Source organism: Rhizobium sp. LjRoot254, assembly GCF_964254105.1.
GTDB lineage: Bacteria > Pseudomonadota > Alphaproteobacteria > Rhizobiales > Rhizobiaceae > Rhizobium_E.
In genome coordinates this window covers 5633741-5650121 of sequence record NZ_CAXUSM020000001.1, presented here as the reverse complement: position 1 = coordinate 5650121, position 16381 = coordinate 5633741, and the positions used below count along the sequence as shown (strand labels likewise).

Annotated in this window: 13 protein-coding genes and 2 pseudogenes; 7 read left to right on the top strand and 8 right to left on the bottom strand. The window is 60.9% G+C overall.

The window, feature by feature from the left end; all coding sequences use genetic code 11:
• Positions 1–40: 40 nt before the first annotated feature.
• The 3 genes from ACSQ26_RS27860 to ACSQ26_RS27850 all read right to left on the bottom strand — a co-directional run bounded on the left by ACSQ26_RS27860 (position 41) and on the right by ACSQ26_RS27850 (position 2649).
• A complete protein-coding gene (locus ACSQ26_RS27860; protein WP_436014745.1) occupies positions 41–991 on the bottom strand; it encodes a 2-hydroxyacid dehydrogenase in 951 nt (316 codons plus the stop codon).
• Between the two features lie 12 nt (positions 992–1003).
• Positions 1004–2026 (bottom strand): LacI family DNA-binding transcriptional regulator, encoded by a 1023-nt coding sequence (locus tag ACSQ26_RS27855; protein WP_436014743.1) that lies wholly within the window; start codon positions 2024–2026, stop codon positions 1004–1006.
• A 116-nt stretch (positions 2027–2142) separates the two neighbouring features.
• Positions 2143–2649: a MarR family winged helix-turn-helix transcriptional regulator gene (locus ACSQ26_RS27850; protein WP_436014741.1), complete on the bottom strand. Its 507-nt coding sequence runs from the start codon at positions 2647–2649 to the stop codon at positions 2143–2145.
• 80 nt (positions 2650–2729) lie between these two features.
• Here ACSQ26_RS27850 and ACSQ26_RS27845 point away from each other — a divergent pair.
• The 3 genes and pseudogenes from ACSQ26_RS27845 to ACSQ26_RS27835 all read left to right on the top strand — a co-directional run.
• Positions 2730–3476: pseudogene (locus ACSQ26_RS27845) on the top strand (creatininase family protein); the annotation flags it as partial.
• A 245-nt stretch (positions 3477–3721) separates the two neighbouring features.
• Positions 3722–4792 carry a CobW family GTP-binding protein gene (locus ACSQ26_RS27840; protein ID WP_436014739.1) on the top strand — a complete coding sequence of 357 codons (1071 nt, stop codon included), beginning with the start codon at positions 3722–3724 and terminating at the stop codon, positions 4790–4792.
• A gap of 137 nt (positions 4793–4929) precedes the next feature.
• The gene (locus ACSQ26_RS27835) at positions 4930–5919 is read left to right on the top strand and encodes a WD40 repeat domain-containing protein (RefSeq protein ID WP_436014737.1); all 990 of its coding nucleotides are present in this window, start codon (positions 4930–4932) and stop codon (positions 5917–5919) included.
• Positions 5920–5998: 79 nt separating this feature from the next.
• Here the strand turns inward: ACSQ26_RS27835 and ACSQ26_RS27830 are convergent, their stop codons facing one another.
• Complete coding sequence (locus tag ACSQ26_RS27830; RefSeq protein ID WP_436014735.1) at positions 5999–6376, bottom strand: VOC family protein; 378 nt, start codon at positions 6374–6376, stop codon at positions 5999–6001.
• 143 nt (positions 6377–6519) lie between these two features.
• On the opposite strand from ACSQ26_RS27830, the gene ACSQ26_RS27825 reads away from it, so the two are divergent.
• Both ACSQ26_RS27825 and ACSQ26_RS27820 read left to right on the top strand, forming a co-directional pair.
• Positions 6520–7380, top strand: coding sequence for a hypothetical protein (locus tag ACSQ26_RS27825; RefSeq protein WP_436014733.1), 861 nt, complete (start codon positions 6520–6522; stop codon positions 7378–7380).
• A 168-nt stretch (positions 7381–7548) separates the two neighbouring features.
• The gene (locus ACSQ26_RS27820; RefSeq protein ID WP_436014731.1) at positions 7549–9564 is read left to right on the top strand and encodes a DEAD/DEAH box helicase; all 2016 of its coding nucleotides are present in this window, start codon (positions 7549–7551) and stop codon (positions 9562–9564) included.
• 60 nt (positions 9565–9624) lie between these two features.
• Here the strand turns inward: ACSQ26_RS27820 and ACSQ26_RS27815 are convergent, their stop codons facing one another.
• Both ACSQ26_RS27815 and ACSQ26_RS27810 read right to left on the bottom strand, forming a co-directional pair.
• Positions 9625–10065 carry a glyoxalase superfamily protein gene (locus tag ACSQ26_RS27815; RefSeq protein WP_436014730.1) on the bottom strand — a complete coding sequence of 147 codons (441 nt, stop codon included), beginning with the start codon at positions 10063–10065 and terminating at the stop codon, positions 9625–9627.
• A 232-nt stretch (positions 10066–10297) separates the two neighbouring features.
• A pseudogene (locus ACSQ26_RS27810) lies at positions 10298–11732 on the bottom strand (aldehyde dehydrogenase).
• Between the two features lie 152 nt (positions 11733–11884).
• Between ACSQ26_RS27810 and ACSQ26_RS27805 the strand changes: the two are divergent.
• Positions 11885–12652, top strand: a complete 768-nt coding sequence (locus ACSQ26_RS27805) for an SDR family oxidoreductase (RefSeq protein WP_436014728.1) — start codon at positions 11885–11887, stop codon at positions 12650–12652.
• Positions 12653–12827: 175 nt separating this feature from the next.
• Here ACSQ26_RS27805 and ACSQ26_RS27800 read toward each other — a convergent pair whose 3' ends face one another.
• Positions 12828–13226: a hypothetical protein gene (locus ACSQ26_RS27800; RefSeq protein WP_436014726.1), complete on the bottom strand. Its 399-nt coding sequence runs from the start codon at positions 13224–13226 to the stop codon at positions 12828–12830.
• Between the two features lie 141 nt (positions 13227–13367).
• Positions 13368–14390, bottom strand: a complete 1023-nt coding sequence (locus ACSQ26_RS27795; RefSeq protein ID WP_436014724.1) for a LacI family DNA-binding transcriptional regulator — start codon at positions 14388–14390, stop codon at positions 13368–13370.
• Between the two features lie 432 nt (positions 14391–14822).
• Between ACSQ26_RS27795 and ACSQ26_RS27790 the strand changes: the two genes are divergently transcribed.
• On the top strand, positions 14823–16184 hold the full coding sequence (locus ACSQ26_RS27790) for an ABC transporter substrate-binding protein (RefSeq protein WP_436014722.1): 1362 nt from the start codon (positions 14823–14825) through the stop codon (positions 16182–16184).
• The last annotated feature ends 197 nt before the right edge of the window (positions 16185–16381 follow it).

Genomic DNA, 16381 nt, shown 5'->3' with positions numbered 1-16381 from the left:
CGGCAGGGTTAACAGGATACCAACGAGCAGATGCGACAAATCACCCTTTGAACGGCGTCTCCGGCACCGGCGTGACCGGCTTGCCGTGTTCGAACCACGAGATCAGGTTGTCCGCGACGAGATCGGCCATCGCGTTCCGGGTTGCCACCGATGCCGATGCGACATGCGGCAGAAGCGAGACATTGTCGAACTTCAGGAGACCCTCGGGCACATTCGGCTCGTCCTCGAACACATCGAGACCGGCGCCGGCGATGACCTTGCCTTCGAGCGCGTCGATCAGGTCACCCTCATGCACCGTCCAGCCGCGTCCGACATTGATCAGCACGCCATTGCTGCCAAGTGCCGCGAGAATCTCGCTGTTGATGGTCTGGCGGGTTTCAGGCGTCTTCGGCACGATGCAGACCAGTGTATCGACCGCCGTTGCCAGTTCCTTGAGCGAAGGGAAGTAATCGTATTGCACGTCGTTCCGGGGCGAACGCGTGTAGTAGCTGATCCGGACGCCGAAGGCCTCGAGCCGCTTGGCGATCTGCTGGCCGATGCGGCCCATGCCGTACATGCCGATGCGACGGCCGCGCAGCGTCAGCGGCGACAATGGAAAAGCGCCGTCCTTAACCCAGCGACCCTCGCGCAGATAATTCTCGGCGCGCGGGAATTGGCGCAGTGTGTTGAGCAGCAGGCCAATCGTCGTATCCGCGACCTCGTCGTCGAGCACATCGGGCGTGTTGGTGACGATGAGGCCTTTCGACGCCGCGTGCCTGACATCGACACCATCATAGCCGACGCCGAAATTGGCGATGATCTTCAGGTTCGGCAGCGCATCCATCAATGACGCAGGCATCGCGTTGAACGAGGCCGTGCCAGTCACCCTGGCGGCCATATCCGATGTCACATCCTCCGCCCTGGCGCTCGGAAGTTCGAGGATTTCGAAGCGCCCGGTCAGCCGTTCGCGGACGCGCGAATTGACTTTGCCGATGAGGAGCAGAGTTGTCATGTCAGGATACCGCTATTTTCTGGGTTTCATGGGGCCGGTGGATTGGCGGATACGCATTTCCGGCTTGATGAGATGGAGGCCGTCGGGCTCGTGGCTGCCCGCGAGGCGATCGAGCAGCGCGCGCGCCGCCATGCGGCCGACTTCCGACTGACCGTTCCAGACGGTGGTGAGCGCCGGCGTGGCGATCGCGGCCTCTTCGAGGTCGTCATATCCGGTCACGGAAATATCAACACCGGCAATCAGCCCGGCACGTGCGATGCCGTTCATCAGGCCGATCGCCACGAGATCGTTCCAGCAGACGGCGGCCGTCGGCTGCTGTGGCAGAGACAGGAAATGCACCGCCGCCTCGAAGCCGCCCTCGCGGGTGCGCGGCCCGGGGATGCGCAACTCGGGCAGAACGGTCATGCCGGCCTTCTGCAGCGCATTGACATAGCCCTGGTAGCGGTCGCGGCCGGTCGATGTCTGGTCGGTGCCGCCGATCATGGCGATCACCTTGTGGCCGAGCGAGATGAGATGGTTCGTTGCCAGCGAAATGCCGTAGCTGTCGTCACCGCGATAGGCCGGCAGGTTGACGCCTTCGATCGTACGGGCAACAAGGATCAGCGGCATGCCGTTTTCCTCGGCAAGCTCGATGTCTTCCGGCGGCGTGCCGATTGCCGGGGAGATGATGATGCCATCGCCGCCGAGCTGCAGCATGGTCTCGAGAAAATTGCGCTGCTTTTCGACAGAATCGTAGTGATTGGAGAGAATGAACGTGTGCTGGCTGCGGTCGAGCTCGCTCTCGATAGCCTTGAGGATTTCGCCGTAGAACGGGTTCATGATGTCGTGCACCACGACGCCGATAATGCCGGAACGAGAGGTGCGAAGGCTGGCCGCGCGGCGATTGTAGATATAGCCCAGGGCGCGGGCCTGGTCCTTGATCTTGTCGCGGGTCGCGGCGGCCACCAGCGGACTGTCCCTCAGCGCGAGCGAAACGGTCGCCGTGGAGACGCCCAGTGTTTCGGCAATCGTGGACAGTTTGATCTTCTGGGCCATCTGGCCTCCCATTCGCTTGCCGGCCAGCCCTTCTAAGCCGCCCGACAATCCTCCTAAATCGATTGAGTTAGCACATTATCGGCCTGCCGCAACAATCCTCGCGCCAGTTGCACCCATTATTCACCGAAACCATCCTCTTCGGGCTCCACCACCCCGAGATTGCGGTTGATCTTGCGCAGCACTTTCAGGAACTGCCTGACTTCCTTGTCGCTGAGGCCATCGACGGCGAAATTCTCCGTCGCCTTGACCGCGAGTTCGATCGCATGGACGTGTCTGCGGCCCGCATCGGTGAGCACGGCGCGCATTTGCCGGCCATCTGCACTGTCGGGCTCGCGCTTGAGGAACCCCTGGGCCTCCATGCGCGCCAGCGTCCGGGTCATGGTCGGCGGCTTGACGCCCAGCCGTTCGGCGATCGCGCCGGCCGTCAGCCCGTCGGTCTCCGCCAGCGCCAGGATCACGCCATCCTGCCCCGCATAGACGCCGCTGGTGGACAATGCGTTGGTGAGGAACGTGCGCATGTGGCGCGAGGCACGCGTGATATCCGACTGCAACGCGCCGGCAAGGCGGGGAGCGCTCTCCTTCTCACCCTTATCGCGTTTCCGCTCCTTGTCCTTCTTCGACATTCCCCGCCCCGGCTTTGAATTTAAATTCTTTGAATGTATGACGTAAGGCCGAAGGCAATGGCAAGAGGCAGCACGCGAAAATGACTGGCGGCAAGGCTGAGAAAGGCAATCGGACCATAGCGATACTGCCGCTCGGCGCCCACGAGTATCACGGACCCCACCTGCCGCTGGACACCGACACGATCATCGCCAAAGCCGTCGCCGACCGGCTTCGGAACGCCCTGCCCGACGACCTCGACGTGATCTTCCTCGATGCCGAGCCGGTCGGCTATTCGCCGGAACATCTCGACCGGCCCGGCACGAAATCACTGGCTTATGGCGAAGCGATCGAGAAATGGCTGGCGACGGCCGGCGATCTCGCAAGCCGCGGCATCATGAAACTCATCCTGCTCAACGCCCATGGCGGCAATTCGCCATTGATGACCATCGTCGCCACGGAGGCCCGCATCCGCTTCAACATGCTCTGCGTCGCGACAAGCTGGACGCGCTTCAGCGTGCCGGAAGGTGTGATATCGCCCGAGGCCAAGGCGATCGACATCCACGGCGGCGATATCGAGACATCCGTCATGCTGGCCATCGCGCCCGATAAGGTGGATATGGCGAAGGCACAGGATTTCGCCTCGGCGCAATCGACCTATGCGAAGGAATTTCATCACCTCCGCGCTTATGGCCAACACGCCTTCGGCTGGACGATGCGCGACCTCAACGCCGATGGCGCGGCGGGGAATGCGGCCAAGGCTACGGCTGAGAAAGGCGAGGCGCTATTGGCGCATGCGGTGAAGGGGTTGGTGGAGCTCGTCGAGGACGTGGATGGGTTTGAGGTTTCGGCGTTTAATCATTTTGACGCAGCGATCGAGAGAGACATCAAGAATGGCGAACTCGATAGGTTTTCAGAAAAGGCCCTTGACGAACTTAGATCAGGACGAACAAAACCTCTTTGATCTCAACAAGCGCCGCCGACCCAGTCGTTGGATTGAGGAAATCCTTGCCACGCGTCCATTTGCGCGGCGGGCAAACCTCTCCTATATAACACTCCAACTCCTGTTCCCCGCATCAGTCCCCCGAGGCGATCATGACCGAAGCTGCCACTGCAAAGCCCATTCCCGTCACCGTGCTCACCGGCTATCTCGGTGCCGGCAAGACGACGCTGCTCAACCGCATCCTGACCGAAAACCACGGCAAGAAATATGCCGTCATCGTCAATGAATTCGGCGAGATCGGCATCGACAACGATCTCATCGTCGAATCCGACGAAGAGATCTATGAGATGAACAACGGCTGCATCTGCTGCACCGTGCGCGGCGACCTGATCCGCGTCGTCGAGGGCCTGATGCGCCGCCCGGGCCGCTTTGATGCGATTATTGTCGAAACCACCGGCCTTGCCGATCCCGTGCCGGTGGCGCAGACTTTCTTCATGGATGACGACGTGCGCGCCAAGACCCAGCTCGACGCCGTCGTGGCGCTGGTCGATGCCAAGCACCTGCCGCTGCGCCTCAAGGATTCTCGCGAAGCCGAGGACCAGCTCGCCTTTGCCGACGTCGTGCTGCTCAACAAGACCGACCTCGTCAGCCCGGAAGAGGTGAACAGGATCGAGCAGGTCATCCGCGTCATCAACCCGTCGGCCCGCATCTATCACACCGAGCGCTCGAATGTGGACCTCAAGAAGATCCTCGATCTCGGCGCATTCGATCTGGAGCGCGCGCTGGAGAACGATCCGCAATTCCTTGAACACGGCCATGAAGACCATGTCTGCGGTCCGGATTGCGACCATGATCATGATCATGATCACCATGGCCACGATCACGACCATCATGGGCATGACCACGCAGCGCCATCCGCCATCCATGATGTAACCGTACAGTCGATCTCGCTGCGCGGCGGCGAGATGAACCCGAAGAAATTCTTCCCCTGGATCGAGAAAATCACCCAGGTGCAGGGCCCCAACATCCTGCGCCTGAAGGGTATCATCGCCTTCGACCAGGACGACGAGCGCTACGTGGTGCAAGGCGTCCACATGATCATCGAGGGCAACCACCAGCGTGCCTGGAAGGATGGCGAGAAGCGCGAGAGCAAGCTCGTCTTCATCGGCCGCGATCTCGACCGCAAGAAGATCGAGGAAAGCTTCATGGCCTGCGCGGCCTGATGCACCGGCCGGCCACCGGCACACAGGCAGCGTCGACATTCCTAGGACCGGTTTTGACGGCCGCCTTGACAAAAGGCGGCCGGCTCGCAATGGACGGAAGCCGGCCGAAGCACCTAAGTCCATTTGGAGAAGAATGAATGCCCACCGTTGCCCCCCTCGATCTCGACGGCCATGTGCTGGGCGCACATTTCCTGGGTGACGTGCCGTTTTTCGCCTCATCCACAGGCACTTTCCACCGCCTTGATATGGGCCACCAGGTCACCGAGGCGCATCAGGGCATGCTGGCCAGTGTGACGGATGCCGCGACCAATTCGATCATATCAGGCGGCGAGGATGGCAAGGTTCTGCGCCTGTCCGCCGATGGCAGCATCAAGATGATTGCCGAAGTGCCACGCAAGTGGATCACGTCCGTCGCACCCGGTCCCTCCGGTGCGGTCGGCTATGCCACGGGCAAGACAGCGACGGTCGTCACCTCCGACGGTAGGAGCCGCGACTTCACCGAACAGCGCTCGGTTGAAGGCGTTGCCTTCGCACCAAAAGGTCTGCGCATCGCTGCAGCCCGCTATAACGGCGTCACGCTGCATTGGGCCGGCACCAATGGCGCGCCCGTCGATCTGGAATGGAAGGGCGCGCATAACGATGTGACCTTCTCGCCAGACGGCCGGTTCCTGGTAACATCGATGCAGGAAAACGCGCTCCACGGCTGGAAGCTCGACAGCAAGCCGGGCGAGGAAACCCGCCACATGCGGATGACCGGCTATCCGGCCAAGATCAAATCCATGTCCTGGGCACCGAAGGGCAAGTGGCTCGCGTCATCGGGTGCGCCGGCGGCGATTGTCTGGCCGTTCGCCGCCAAGGACGGACCTATGGGCAAGGCGCCGCTCGAACTCGGCACCCGCGCCAATATTCTTGTGACGGCCGTCCAGTTTCATCATACGGAGGATGTCCTCGCCATCGGCTTCATCGACGGCATGATCCTCGGCGTCCGCATCGCCGACCAGAAGGAAGCGCTGCTGCGCCGCCCCGGCAAAGGTGCGATCACATCCATGGCCTGGTCGAAAAACGGCAAGCTGCTCGCCTTCGCCTCCGAAGCCGGCGACTGCGGCGTGGTCGATATATCGGTGTAGCCGCTGAACTAAGCCCAGCGGCCTTCCGCGACATCGGCGAATGTCCGCAAGACATCCGCCGATGAAGCGTACTCAATCATCACATGGGTGCCGGCTCGAGAAAGCCTATCATGGTGTTGGCCGAATCCTTGACGATGGCGATCCAGCCGGTGTTTTCGATGAAGAATTTTTCCCGAACCACCGTGCCGCCGGCTCCAGTCGCGGCCTCAGTCGCAGCGTCCATGTTGTCGACGTTGATATAGGCGAACCAGTCGTTGCTGCCCGGCTGGGTTTCGGGCCAGGGCATGAGGCCGGCGACGGGCACCGGATTGCCGGCGACGAAAGCCAGCGTATAGGGTCCCATGTCCCCCATCGGCATGTCCTGGTAAGTCCAGCCCGCCACGCGCTTGTAGAAATCCTTGGACGCCTCGATGTTGGAGGTCATCAGTTCATTCCAGCCGAATGTTCCGTGTGCCATTGTCTTCTCCCTTTTGCCTGGTCGATGCCAGATAGCACGCCAATAAGAACATTTCATGAACGATAATGTCAACCGGAATCTATTTTACGGTTGCGATGCCGCGCCGCTTATCTATTCTAGCCCCAGACATCTTGGAGTGGGGCATGCGGTCATCGTTCAAGCGCATACTTGTCGTTCTTGTGATTTTCCTTGCCTGGGCGGGGGCGCCAGCGCTGGCCGCCGATGTCGAATTCCCGGCACCCGACAATGCCGTGTCTGTCCACGGCGTCACGACCTATCTCGATCTCGCCCGCCATTTCGTGCCCGACATCAGGAACACTGGCAACGGCTATGCCGGCACGAAGCGGATCAAGATCAGGCACATTGCCGGGCCTAGCTATAAGAACGAGGATGCGACCTCCTTCGGCTTCTACGACATCGCCCGCGTCATGATGAAGGCCGACGGCAAGGATCGCCTGCTGGTGCTTTTCGATTTCGCGCAGGCAGCGCAGACCGCGCAAGGCGTCGCGGTGCTGGCCCTTTACGATGTCGCCCACCAGCCGGTGCTTCTCGATGCGGCCGATATCGGCTTCGACCAGAGCACCTATTTCTTCGATCAGGCCCTGATGCCGGTCGCCGATGGCTCGGATGTAATCCTGACCATGAGCTCGCATTTCAATTCGAGCCAGAGCTATGTCACGCAGTCGATGATCATGGTGCGCAACGACAAACTCGAACTCATCGACACGGCGATGCTGTTCGGCGAGCGCAATTGCGGCGTCGATCGCCAGCAGACCATCGCCTACGCAGCCAATCCCTCGCAAGGCAAGCCCTATGCGCCGATCAAGGTCACTGTGAACGACACGACCTCCGCGATCGAGGAGGTCTGCGCCGATCTCGCGCCCGCTCAACTGGGCAAGAGGGAGATCAACGTGACCTATACCTGGGATGCCGCAGCCGGGAAATATGTGCCGGATTCCGATGCGATCGAGCGCCTCGCCAAGGATAACGAATCCCGCTTCTAGCCTCAGGGTTTCGCCTCGCGCGTGCCGCGCAATCAAGCTATGTCGCCAGCGCACTGTACAATACCGCGAATGCAGCCTATGTAGGCGCCACATTGCGGGCGCAAGCGCCGCTCATTCCGCCCGCGTCTGGTATTGCCATGTCTGGGCGAGACATCCGAAAGACGAGACATGAACGATTTTGAAGGCATCGAGCCGCCGCTTGGCGTTGCTTTGGCTAAGCGCGGCTACACCGACCTCACCCCGGTCCAGAAGGCGGTGCTCGGGCCTGAACTCGCTGGCGCCGATGCGCTGGTCTCGGCCCAGACCGGCTCGGGCAAGACGGTCGCCTTCGGCCTCGCCATCGCACCGACGCTGCTCGAGGGCGCCGCACGTCTCGGCCGATCGAATGCACCGCTGGCACTGATCATCGCCCCCACCCGCGAACTGGCATTGCAGGTCGCCCGCGAGCTGACCTGGCTCTATCAGGAAGCAGGCGCCTCGATCGCAACCTGCGTTGGTGGCATGGATATGCGCGACGAACGCCGTGCGCTCGAACGCGGCGCCCATATCGTGGTCGGCACGCCTGGCCGCCTGCGCGACCACATCATGCGCAATTCGCTCAATCTCTCGGAAATCCGTGCCGTCGTGCTCGACGAGGCCGACGAGATGCTCGACCTGGGCTTCCGCGAGGACCTCGAATTCATCCTTGATGCATCGCCCAAGGAGCGCCGGACGCTGATGTTTTCGGCCACCGTGCCGAAGTCGATCGCGACGCTGGCGCAGAACTATCAGCGCAATGCCGTGCGCCTCGCCACGCAATCGGAGCAGAAGCAGCATATCGATATCGAATATCGCGCGCTGCCGGTCGCCGCATCGGATCGTGACAATGCGATCGTCAACGTTCTGCGCTTCTATGAGGCCCCGAACGCGATCATCTTCTGCAACACCCGCGCGGCGGTGAACCATCTCACGTCCCGCCTGCACAATCGCGGCTTTACGGTTGTGGCACTCTCCGGCGAGCTTTCGCAGAACGAACGGACCCATGCGCTGCAGGCAATGCGCGATGGCCGCGCCCGGGTCTGCATCGCAACCGACGTTGCGGCGCGCGGCATCGACCTGCCCAATCTCGAACTCGTCATCCATGCCGACCTGCCGACCAATCCGGACACCTTGTTGCACCGCTCGGGCCGCACCGGTCGCGCCGGCCGCAAGGGCGTGTCCGCGCTGATCGTGCCGGGCAATGCCCGCCGCAAGGCCGAGCGCCTGTTGCAGATGGCACAGTTGAAGGTCCAATGGGCAGCCCCGCCGTCGGCCGATGAAGTCAACAGCCGCGACGAAGAGCGCCTGCTCAATGACGAACTCTTCACCGAGAAGGTAAAGGAAGAAGAGCGCGATTTCGTCAACAACCTGATCGCCAAGCATGGCGCCGAACAGGTCGCCGCGGCTTTTGTGCGGCTCTATCGCTCGGGCCGCTCCGCACCGGAAGAACTGATCGATATCGGCCCGGTGCAGGATGCGCGGCCCGCGCGCGCAGGCCGCGAATTCCCGATCGATGAGTCGCCGCGCCCGCGCCGCGAGGACTTTGGTCCCTCGACCTGGCTGTCGCTGTCGGTCGGCCGCAAGCAGAATGCCGAGCCGCGCTGGCTGATCCCTCTGCTCTGCCGCGCCGGCAACATGACCAAGCGCGATATCGGCGCGATCAAGATGCACCAGGACGAGACCTATGTGCAGCTTTCGCAGGATGCGCTCGAGGGCTTCCTGCACAATGTCGGCCCCAACAAGACGCTGGAACGCGGCATCCGCATCAGCGTGATCGAAGGCCAGCCGGATGTTTCCAAGCCCTCCGGCGCACCGAAGAAAAGCTTCGCCGAGCGCAAGCATGGCGGCGATCGCAATTTCGAAGGTGACCGCAAGCCGTACGAGGACCGCAAGCCCTCGGCCGAACGTCCGGTGCGTGATAAGCCTGCCTACGCCAAGAAGTCCAACTCCGTCGCCGAAGAATTCGGCGCCACCAACACCAAGAAGAAATTCGGCCGCAAGCCGGAATTCGCCGGCGGCGAGCGCACATTCCAGGAGCGCCCCTTCGCCGACCGGCCGCCGTCGGATCGTCCGGGTAAGGATTGGGCCAAGCCTTCCAAGCCGGCTTTTGCGGGTGCGGCTGACGGCCTGAAGAAGAAGAAAAAGCCCAAGAGCAACGCGAACTGAATAGTTGCGTTCCTCATTGAGAGATGTTGCATGCCCCTCTTCACGCGAAGAGGGGCTTTTTTATTGCAGCACCATATGCGGCCGACCGTTGGAAGTTTTTTCCACTGTCCGGCCCTCCTCGTCGAGCGTGCAGGTCACCCGCTTGCGAAAAGCCGACCAGCTTTCGAAGGTGATGACATCCACCGGCTCGTCGAAATCGAAGGTCACGCGATAGCGGCCATGCGCGCTGGTCAGCGTCTGGACGGCGATGATCGTGCCGGTGAACATCTGGCCGAGATAGTGGCCGATCACCTGCTCGCCAATCGAATAACTCCGCACCGGCGGCCGGTTGCCGATCGCACCCATCAGGGTGTTCCAGTCGCGGAAACCGTACTGGCCCGCGATCAGTTCGAGCGCCTTTGAATGGTTCACCACCGTGCCCTGGCGGCTGAGGGTATCACGCAATCGCTTGGCCTGGTCCTTCAGGACGTCAAGCGAGGGGAGTTTGGGAGAAGGTCCCATGACTGTCCTCTTTATCAGGCATATGTGGCGTGTCTGGGTGCCCGCATTGCCAAGGCCAAATGCCTCAAAGAGAAATCAGACATTGAAGCGCCGCCCGTCGAAGACGGGCAAAGGACACTTCAACAACGGGGTCCAAAAACAGGAACTTCACCGTGTCTTGCGACTGCGGGCGGCAGGGGTTCCCATCCCTGCCGCCCGTATAATTCGGCAACCTCTGAAAGTCAATTGAGGCTCAGAACGGATAATGCTGGTGTGGGTCCTCGATAGTGATCCAGCGCAAATCGGTGAATTCGTTGATTGCCGCCTTGCCGCCGAATCGGCCGTAGCCCGAGCCCTTGACGCCACCAAACGGCATCTGCGCCTCGTCGCCCACGGTCGGTCCGTTGATGTGGCAGATGCCGGATTCGATACGCGCCGCGACCGCCATCGCGCGGCTGATATCGCGGCTGTAGACTGAGGCGGAGAGACCATATTCGGTGTCGTTGGCGACCCGGATCGCCTCTTCCTCGTCCTTGACCCGGATGACCGGTTTGACCGGACCAAAACTCTCCTCGTCATAGGCGCGCATGCCGGATTTCACATAGTCGAGCACGGTCGCCTCGACCACGCTTCCCGCCCGCCGTCACCGACGCACCCTTGGCCGTCGCGTCGGCGATGAAAGCGTCCATCTTCACGGCAGCATCCATCGTCACCATCGAGCCGAGCACGACATGGCCGCGCGGATCACCTGCCGGAAGCTTGGCGGCGCGGGCCGAGAGCTTTGCCACGAACTCATCGGCGATCTTTTCATGCACGATCAGCCGTTCGGTCGACATGCAGATCTGGCCCATATTGGCGAAAGCGCCGAAGATCGCGCCATTGACCGCCGCATCGACATCCGCATCGTCGAGCACGATCATCGGCGCCTTGCCGCCCAACTCGAGCAGCGCCGGCTTCCGGTGCCGGCCGCAAAGTTCGCCGATGATCCGGCCGACCTTGGTGGAGCCGGTGAAGTTAACGCGCCGGACCTCTGGCGCCGAAATCAAGGCCTCGACCACGGCGGCGGCATCCGCAGGCGCGTTGGTGATGACATTGACCACGCCTTCGGGGAAGCCGGCCTCCAAGAACGCCTTGCCGATGGTGACATGGATGCCGGGGCAGGCTTCCGAAGCCTTGAGGATGACAGTGTTGCCGCAGGCCAGCGCCATGGCGAGCGCGCGGACACCCAGAATGATCGGCGCATTCCACGGCGCGATGCCGACGCAGACGCCCGCCGCCTGGCGTATAGCCATGGAAAGCGTACCGGGCTTGTCGGACGGAATGATCTCGCCCTGAATCTGGGTCGTCATGCCGGCCGCTTCTCGCAGCATGCTTGCCGCCAGCATCGTATTGAACCCAGCCCAGGGTCCGGTGCCGCCGGTCTCGGCGATCATCAACTCCGTGAAATCGCCTACTTTCGAAGCCAGCACGTCGGCGGCCCTGTTCAACAGCGCGCGGCGTTCGCCGGGGCCGGTCTTTGACCATGCGGGGAAAGCGGCATGGGCTGCGGCGACAGCTGCCTTTACATCCTCGATACCTGATGCCGGGGAACGGCTGGCCACCGCGCCGTTGAACGGGTCGATGCGGTCGAAAGTCTTGCCAGAAATCGCATCGACGAGCTTGCCGCCGATGATCTGCTGAATATCCATTATTGTTTCCTCCCTTTTAGATTGCTTCGGGTCTGCGGTCCCCGGCACTATTGCCGCCATTTATCCAGCATACCGCACCAGAAGCAACCAGATACCACTCCACATCGCACCCTCTTCGAGCTATTACGACTGGCCGCGAACGGAGACATGACATGACCTCGAAACTGTTCGATCTGACCGGACGCATTGCACTGGTGACCGGTTCGACCCAGGGTATAGGGCTGGCGATGGCAGAGGGGCTCGCGGCACATGGCGCCACTGTTATCATCAACGGCCGCAACCCGAACCGCCTTGCCAAGGTCATAGAGACGATGCAGGGCAAGGGTATCGCAATGCGCGGTTCGCTGTTCGACGTGACGGATCGCCGCCAGATCGACAACGGCATCGAAAGCATCGAGACCCATATCGGCCCGATCGATATCCTCATCAACAATGCCGGCATGCAGCATCGCGCGCCGCTCGAGGACTTTCCGACCGATAAATGGGACGAGCTAATCCGGACCAACATTTCCAGCATCTTCCATGTCAGCCAGTCGGTCGCCCGCCGCATGATCCCGCGTGGGCGGGGCAAGATCATCAATATCGGCTCGGTGCAGAGCGAACTTGCCCGGCCTTCGATCGCGCCTTACACGATGACGAAAGGCGCGGTGAAGAACCTGACGCGCGGCATGTGCACGGATTGGGCGAAGCACGGATTGCAGGTCAACGGCATCGGACCCGGATATTTCAAGACACCGCTCAACCAGGCGCTGGTCTATAGCGAGGAATTTTCCGACTGGCTGAGGAAGCGCACGCCCGCCGCCCGCTGGGGCGAGACGGAGGAGTTAATCGGCGCCGCCGTCTTCCTCGCAAGCGATGCGTCGTCCTTCGTCAACGGCCATATGCTCTATGTCGATGGCGGCATTACCGCTTCGGTCTGATATCAAGACCTATTAATTTGGCTTGATGGTCCACACAGGACGCTATGCAACCGATTCATCCGGCCTTGATCAATGAGTTGTGATCATAGAGGCTTTTCAATGCAAACGGAGTGAGCGCTCAACACTCGCGGTCCGCCGCGTCTATTTCTGGATCGAATAGGTCGGCCTAAAAGGCTCAGACGTGACAGCGCGTCCACGTAAAAGCCTGCTGGGCTCCGGGAATTGCAGCAATCTCCTGGCCGGAAAACAACCGGACTCCCACATACTTCTTGTCATCGATGCGGAAGACGACCTCGGCGACCTTGGCCGGCTTGCTCGTGAGGACTGGGCGGTATTGAATCCAGGCCTCATCTCCCTTTCGCTCAGCCGAGAGGATTTCAAACACCGGAACGTGCTCGTTCGTGCTTGCGTTCAAAATCGACAGGCTGCCATCATGATAGGTGAGTTCGATACCGCTGCCGCATCGCCCTTTTCCGACCTTCCAATTTCCTTGGACAAGGCTCTCATCAATCTTGTTTTCACTGCATGAACATAGCAGGACGGCCAAGCTGGCCACCAACAGCTTCCCATACATGCAACACCTCTAAGTTTAACCGTGGTACAACCCGTAGGCTCAGAGGCTTTAACGTCGAGTTAAGTCCTATCTTCACATTTGAGCCAGTCGTAAAGCGGCGCGCTAAGCCGCCGTCGTCGTTTGGCTTTGATCGATGAGTCCTCAGTGTTCATGAGGCGGTGGCGCCGTCGATTGCCGCAGCACCAGCTCGACCGGCCAGATTTCGGCGTGGTTGGTCAGGTCCCGGCCCGCGAGCAGTTGCAGCAGGATATCGCCGATCCGGACGCCCGCATCGCGCATTGACGAACGCGTGGTCGAGACAGTCGGCACCATGTTGTCGGCATTGATGTAGTTGAACACGTCGTCATGCGCGATCAGCGAAATGTCCTTGCCGAGCATCAGCCCGCCGGACCGCACCGCGCGCATGACCCCGAGCGCCGTCATCATCGAGCCCGCGAGCACCGCCGTTGGCGGCGCCTTCTGGCTGAGGAAGTCCTGCATCGAGCGATAGCCGAAATCGTCGGTGAACTGGCCGAAGGTGATCAGCTCCGTCCTGAGGGGCAGCCCGTGCTCCTTGAGTGCCTTGCGATAGCCTTGGTCGCGATGCTCGGCAAACACATCGCCGTTGTTGCCGTTGATCATGGCAATCCGCTTGTGACCGAGATCGGAGAGATAGGATGTCGCGCGATAGACGGCATCGTAATTGTCGATGTCGAGCCAGGGATACCCGCCATCATCCTCACCCCGCCCATGCACTACGAAGGGCATGTTGAGCTTCTTGAGAAAATCCATCCGCTCGTCGTCGATGGTGGGCGTATGCACGATGACTGCATCCACGCGCTTGGAGGCAGCCAGGCGCTGATAGGCTGCAAGCTCACCTTCCCGGTCCTCCACCACCGCGATCATGATATCGATCTGGCGGCTTTCGAGCCGGCTGCCGAGGCCGGCGAGGAATTCCGTAGTGTTCGGGTCGAAGCTCTTGCCTTCGCGCAGCACGATGCCGACAGCGCCCGCGCGGCCCGTGGCGAGACCAGCAGCCGACCGGTTCGGGTGATAGCCGTGTTCCTGAGCAAGCTTCAGGATCCGCTGGCGTGTTTCGGACTTGACCTCGGGATAACCCGAAAGTGCACGGCTCACCGTCGTCTGGCTCATGCCGATGGCCTTGGCGAACTCTTTCAAATTCATCGGAACATACCGTCTCCCTGCGGATTCCTCGGGAAACACCGGTCTCCTCCCCGGCCATTTCGATCCGCACTCGGATTGCATGATAGTTGAAATCGGAAAAATTTGAAAGCGCCATCAAATCTTTTTTACGTCGGGCTCTATTCCAGGCGAAGTCAGGGTACGTCGATAACGGAGCTGAGCGCATGAATTTATTACATTTCTACTGCTTTTCGGCGAATTGCATTGAATCCCGCCTGTCTTCAGGCCGGCCGATAAAAAACACAACGGAAGGCTTGACATTTTCGCGCCAAAATCGTTTTATGTTTTTAAAGCGCTTTCAAATCGGGAGGACGAAACTGAAGGCTCCATTCTCGAACGACGCTTTTTAGGAAACGGTCGCGCCGGCAGGGGCGGCCCGTTTACGCATATTCAAATCCAAGGGAGGATTACAGGATGAAGAAGACCTTTATGATGGGCGTCGCGGCCCTCGCGCTCCTCGCGGGCGCAGCCAGTGCCGCAGACCTCGAGTTCAAGCCGGGCGAAGACAAGCGCTTCAACTGGGCAAGCTTTGACGAATACAAGAACAGCCATTCCGACCTCAAGGGGCAGACGCTGACGATCTTCGGCCCGTGGCGCGGCGATGACGAAACGCTCGTGCTCAAGATGCTTGCCTATTTCCAGGAAGCGACCGGCATCAACGTCAAGTATTCCTCGTCCGAAAATTACGAACAGCAGATCGTCATCGACACCCAGGCCGGCAGCCCGCCCGATATCGCTGTCCTGCCGCAGCCGGGCCTGCTCAACGACCTCGCATCCAAGGGCTTCCTCGTCGATCTCGGCCAGAAGCACGCGGATTGGATGAAGGAAAATTATGCCGCCGGCGACAGCTGGGTCAAGCTCGGCACCTACAAGGACAAGGACGGCACCGAGAAGTTCTTCGCATTCCCTTATAAGGCCGACCTGAAGTCGCTCGTCTGGTATTCGCCCGACAATTTCGAGGACGCGGGCTACACAGTGCCCAAGACCATGGAAGAGCTCAAGGCGTTGACCGAAAAGATCTCGGCCGATGGTGGCAAGCCCTGGTGCATCGGCCTTGGTTCCGGTGGCGCGACCGGCTGGCCGGCGACCGACTGGGTCGAGGACATGATGCTGCGGACGCAGGCACCTGAAGTCTATGACAAGTGGGTGACCGACGCCATTCCGTTCAACGATCCGGCCGTTGTCGGCGCGATCGAGGAATTCGGCTGGTTCGCCAAGAACGACAAGTTCGTCGATGGCGGTGTGCAGGCTGTTTCCTCCACCGACTTCCGCGACAGCCCGAAGGGCATGTTCACCTCGCCGCCGAAGTGCTTCATGCACCGCCAGGCCTCGTTCATCCCGTCGTTCTTCGGTGATGGCGTGAAGCTCGGCCAGGATGCCGACTTCTTCTACCTGCCGCCCTATGCGTCCAAGCCCGAACTTGGCAATCCGGTTCTCGGCGCCGGTACGCTCGTGGCGATCACCAAGGATACGCCTGCCGCCCGCGCTTTCGTGGAATGGCTGGAAACCCCGATCGCCCACGAAGTCTGGATGGCAAAAACCGGCTTCCTGACACCCTATAAGAAGGTCAATCCGGATGCCTATTCCGACGCGCCTTCCAAGAAGATGGGTGAGATCCTGACCAACGCGACGACCTTCCGGTTCGACGGTTCGGACCTGATGCCGGGCAAGATCGGCGCCGGCGCCTTCTGGACCGGCATGATCGACTATGTCGGCGGCAAGTCGGCCGAAGATGTCGCCACAGGCATCCAGAAGGCCTGGGACGCCATCAAGTAACAACGCATCTCGGCGGGGCCTCGCGGCCCCGCCGCCTCTAATCCGTCGACGATCTGGGCCTGGGCCAACCGGGACTTTCACCAACGTAGACGGCGGATGTCTGAAAGTGTGTCGACAACCGATGCGTTTTAGACTTTTCTTGTATTCGCACGATGATGAAGCGACGGCGCCTCGTATCCCGCATGGGAGAGGGCAGG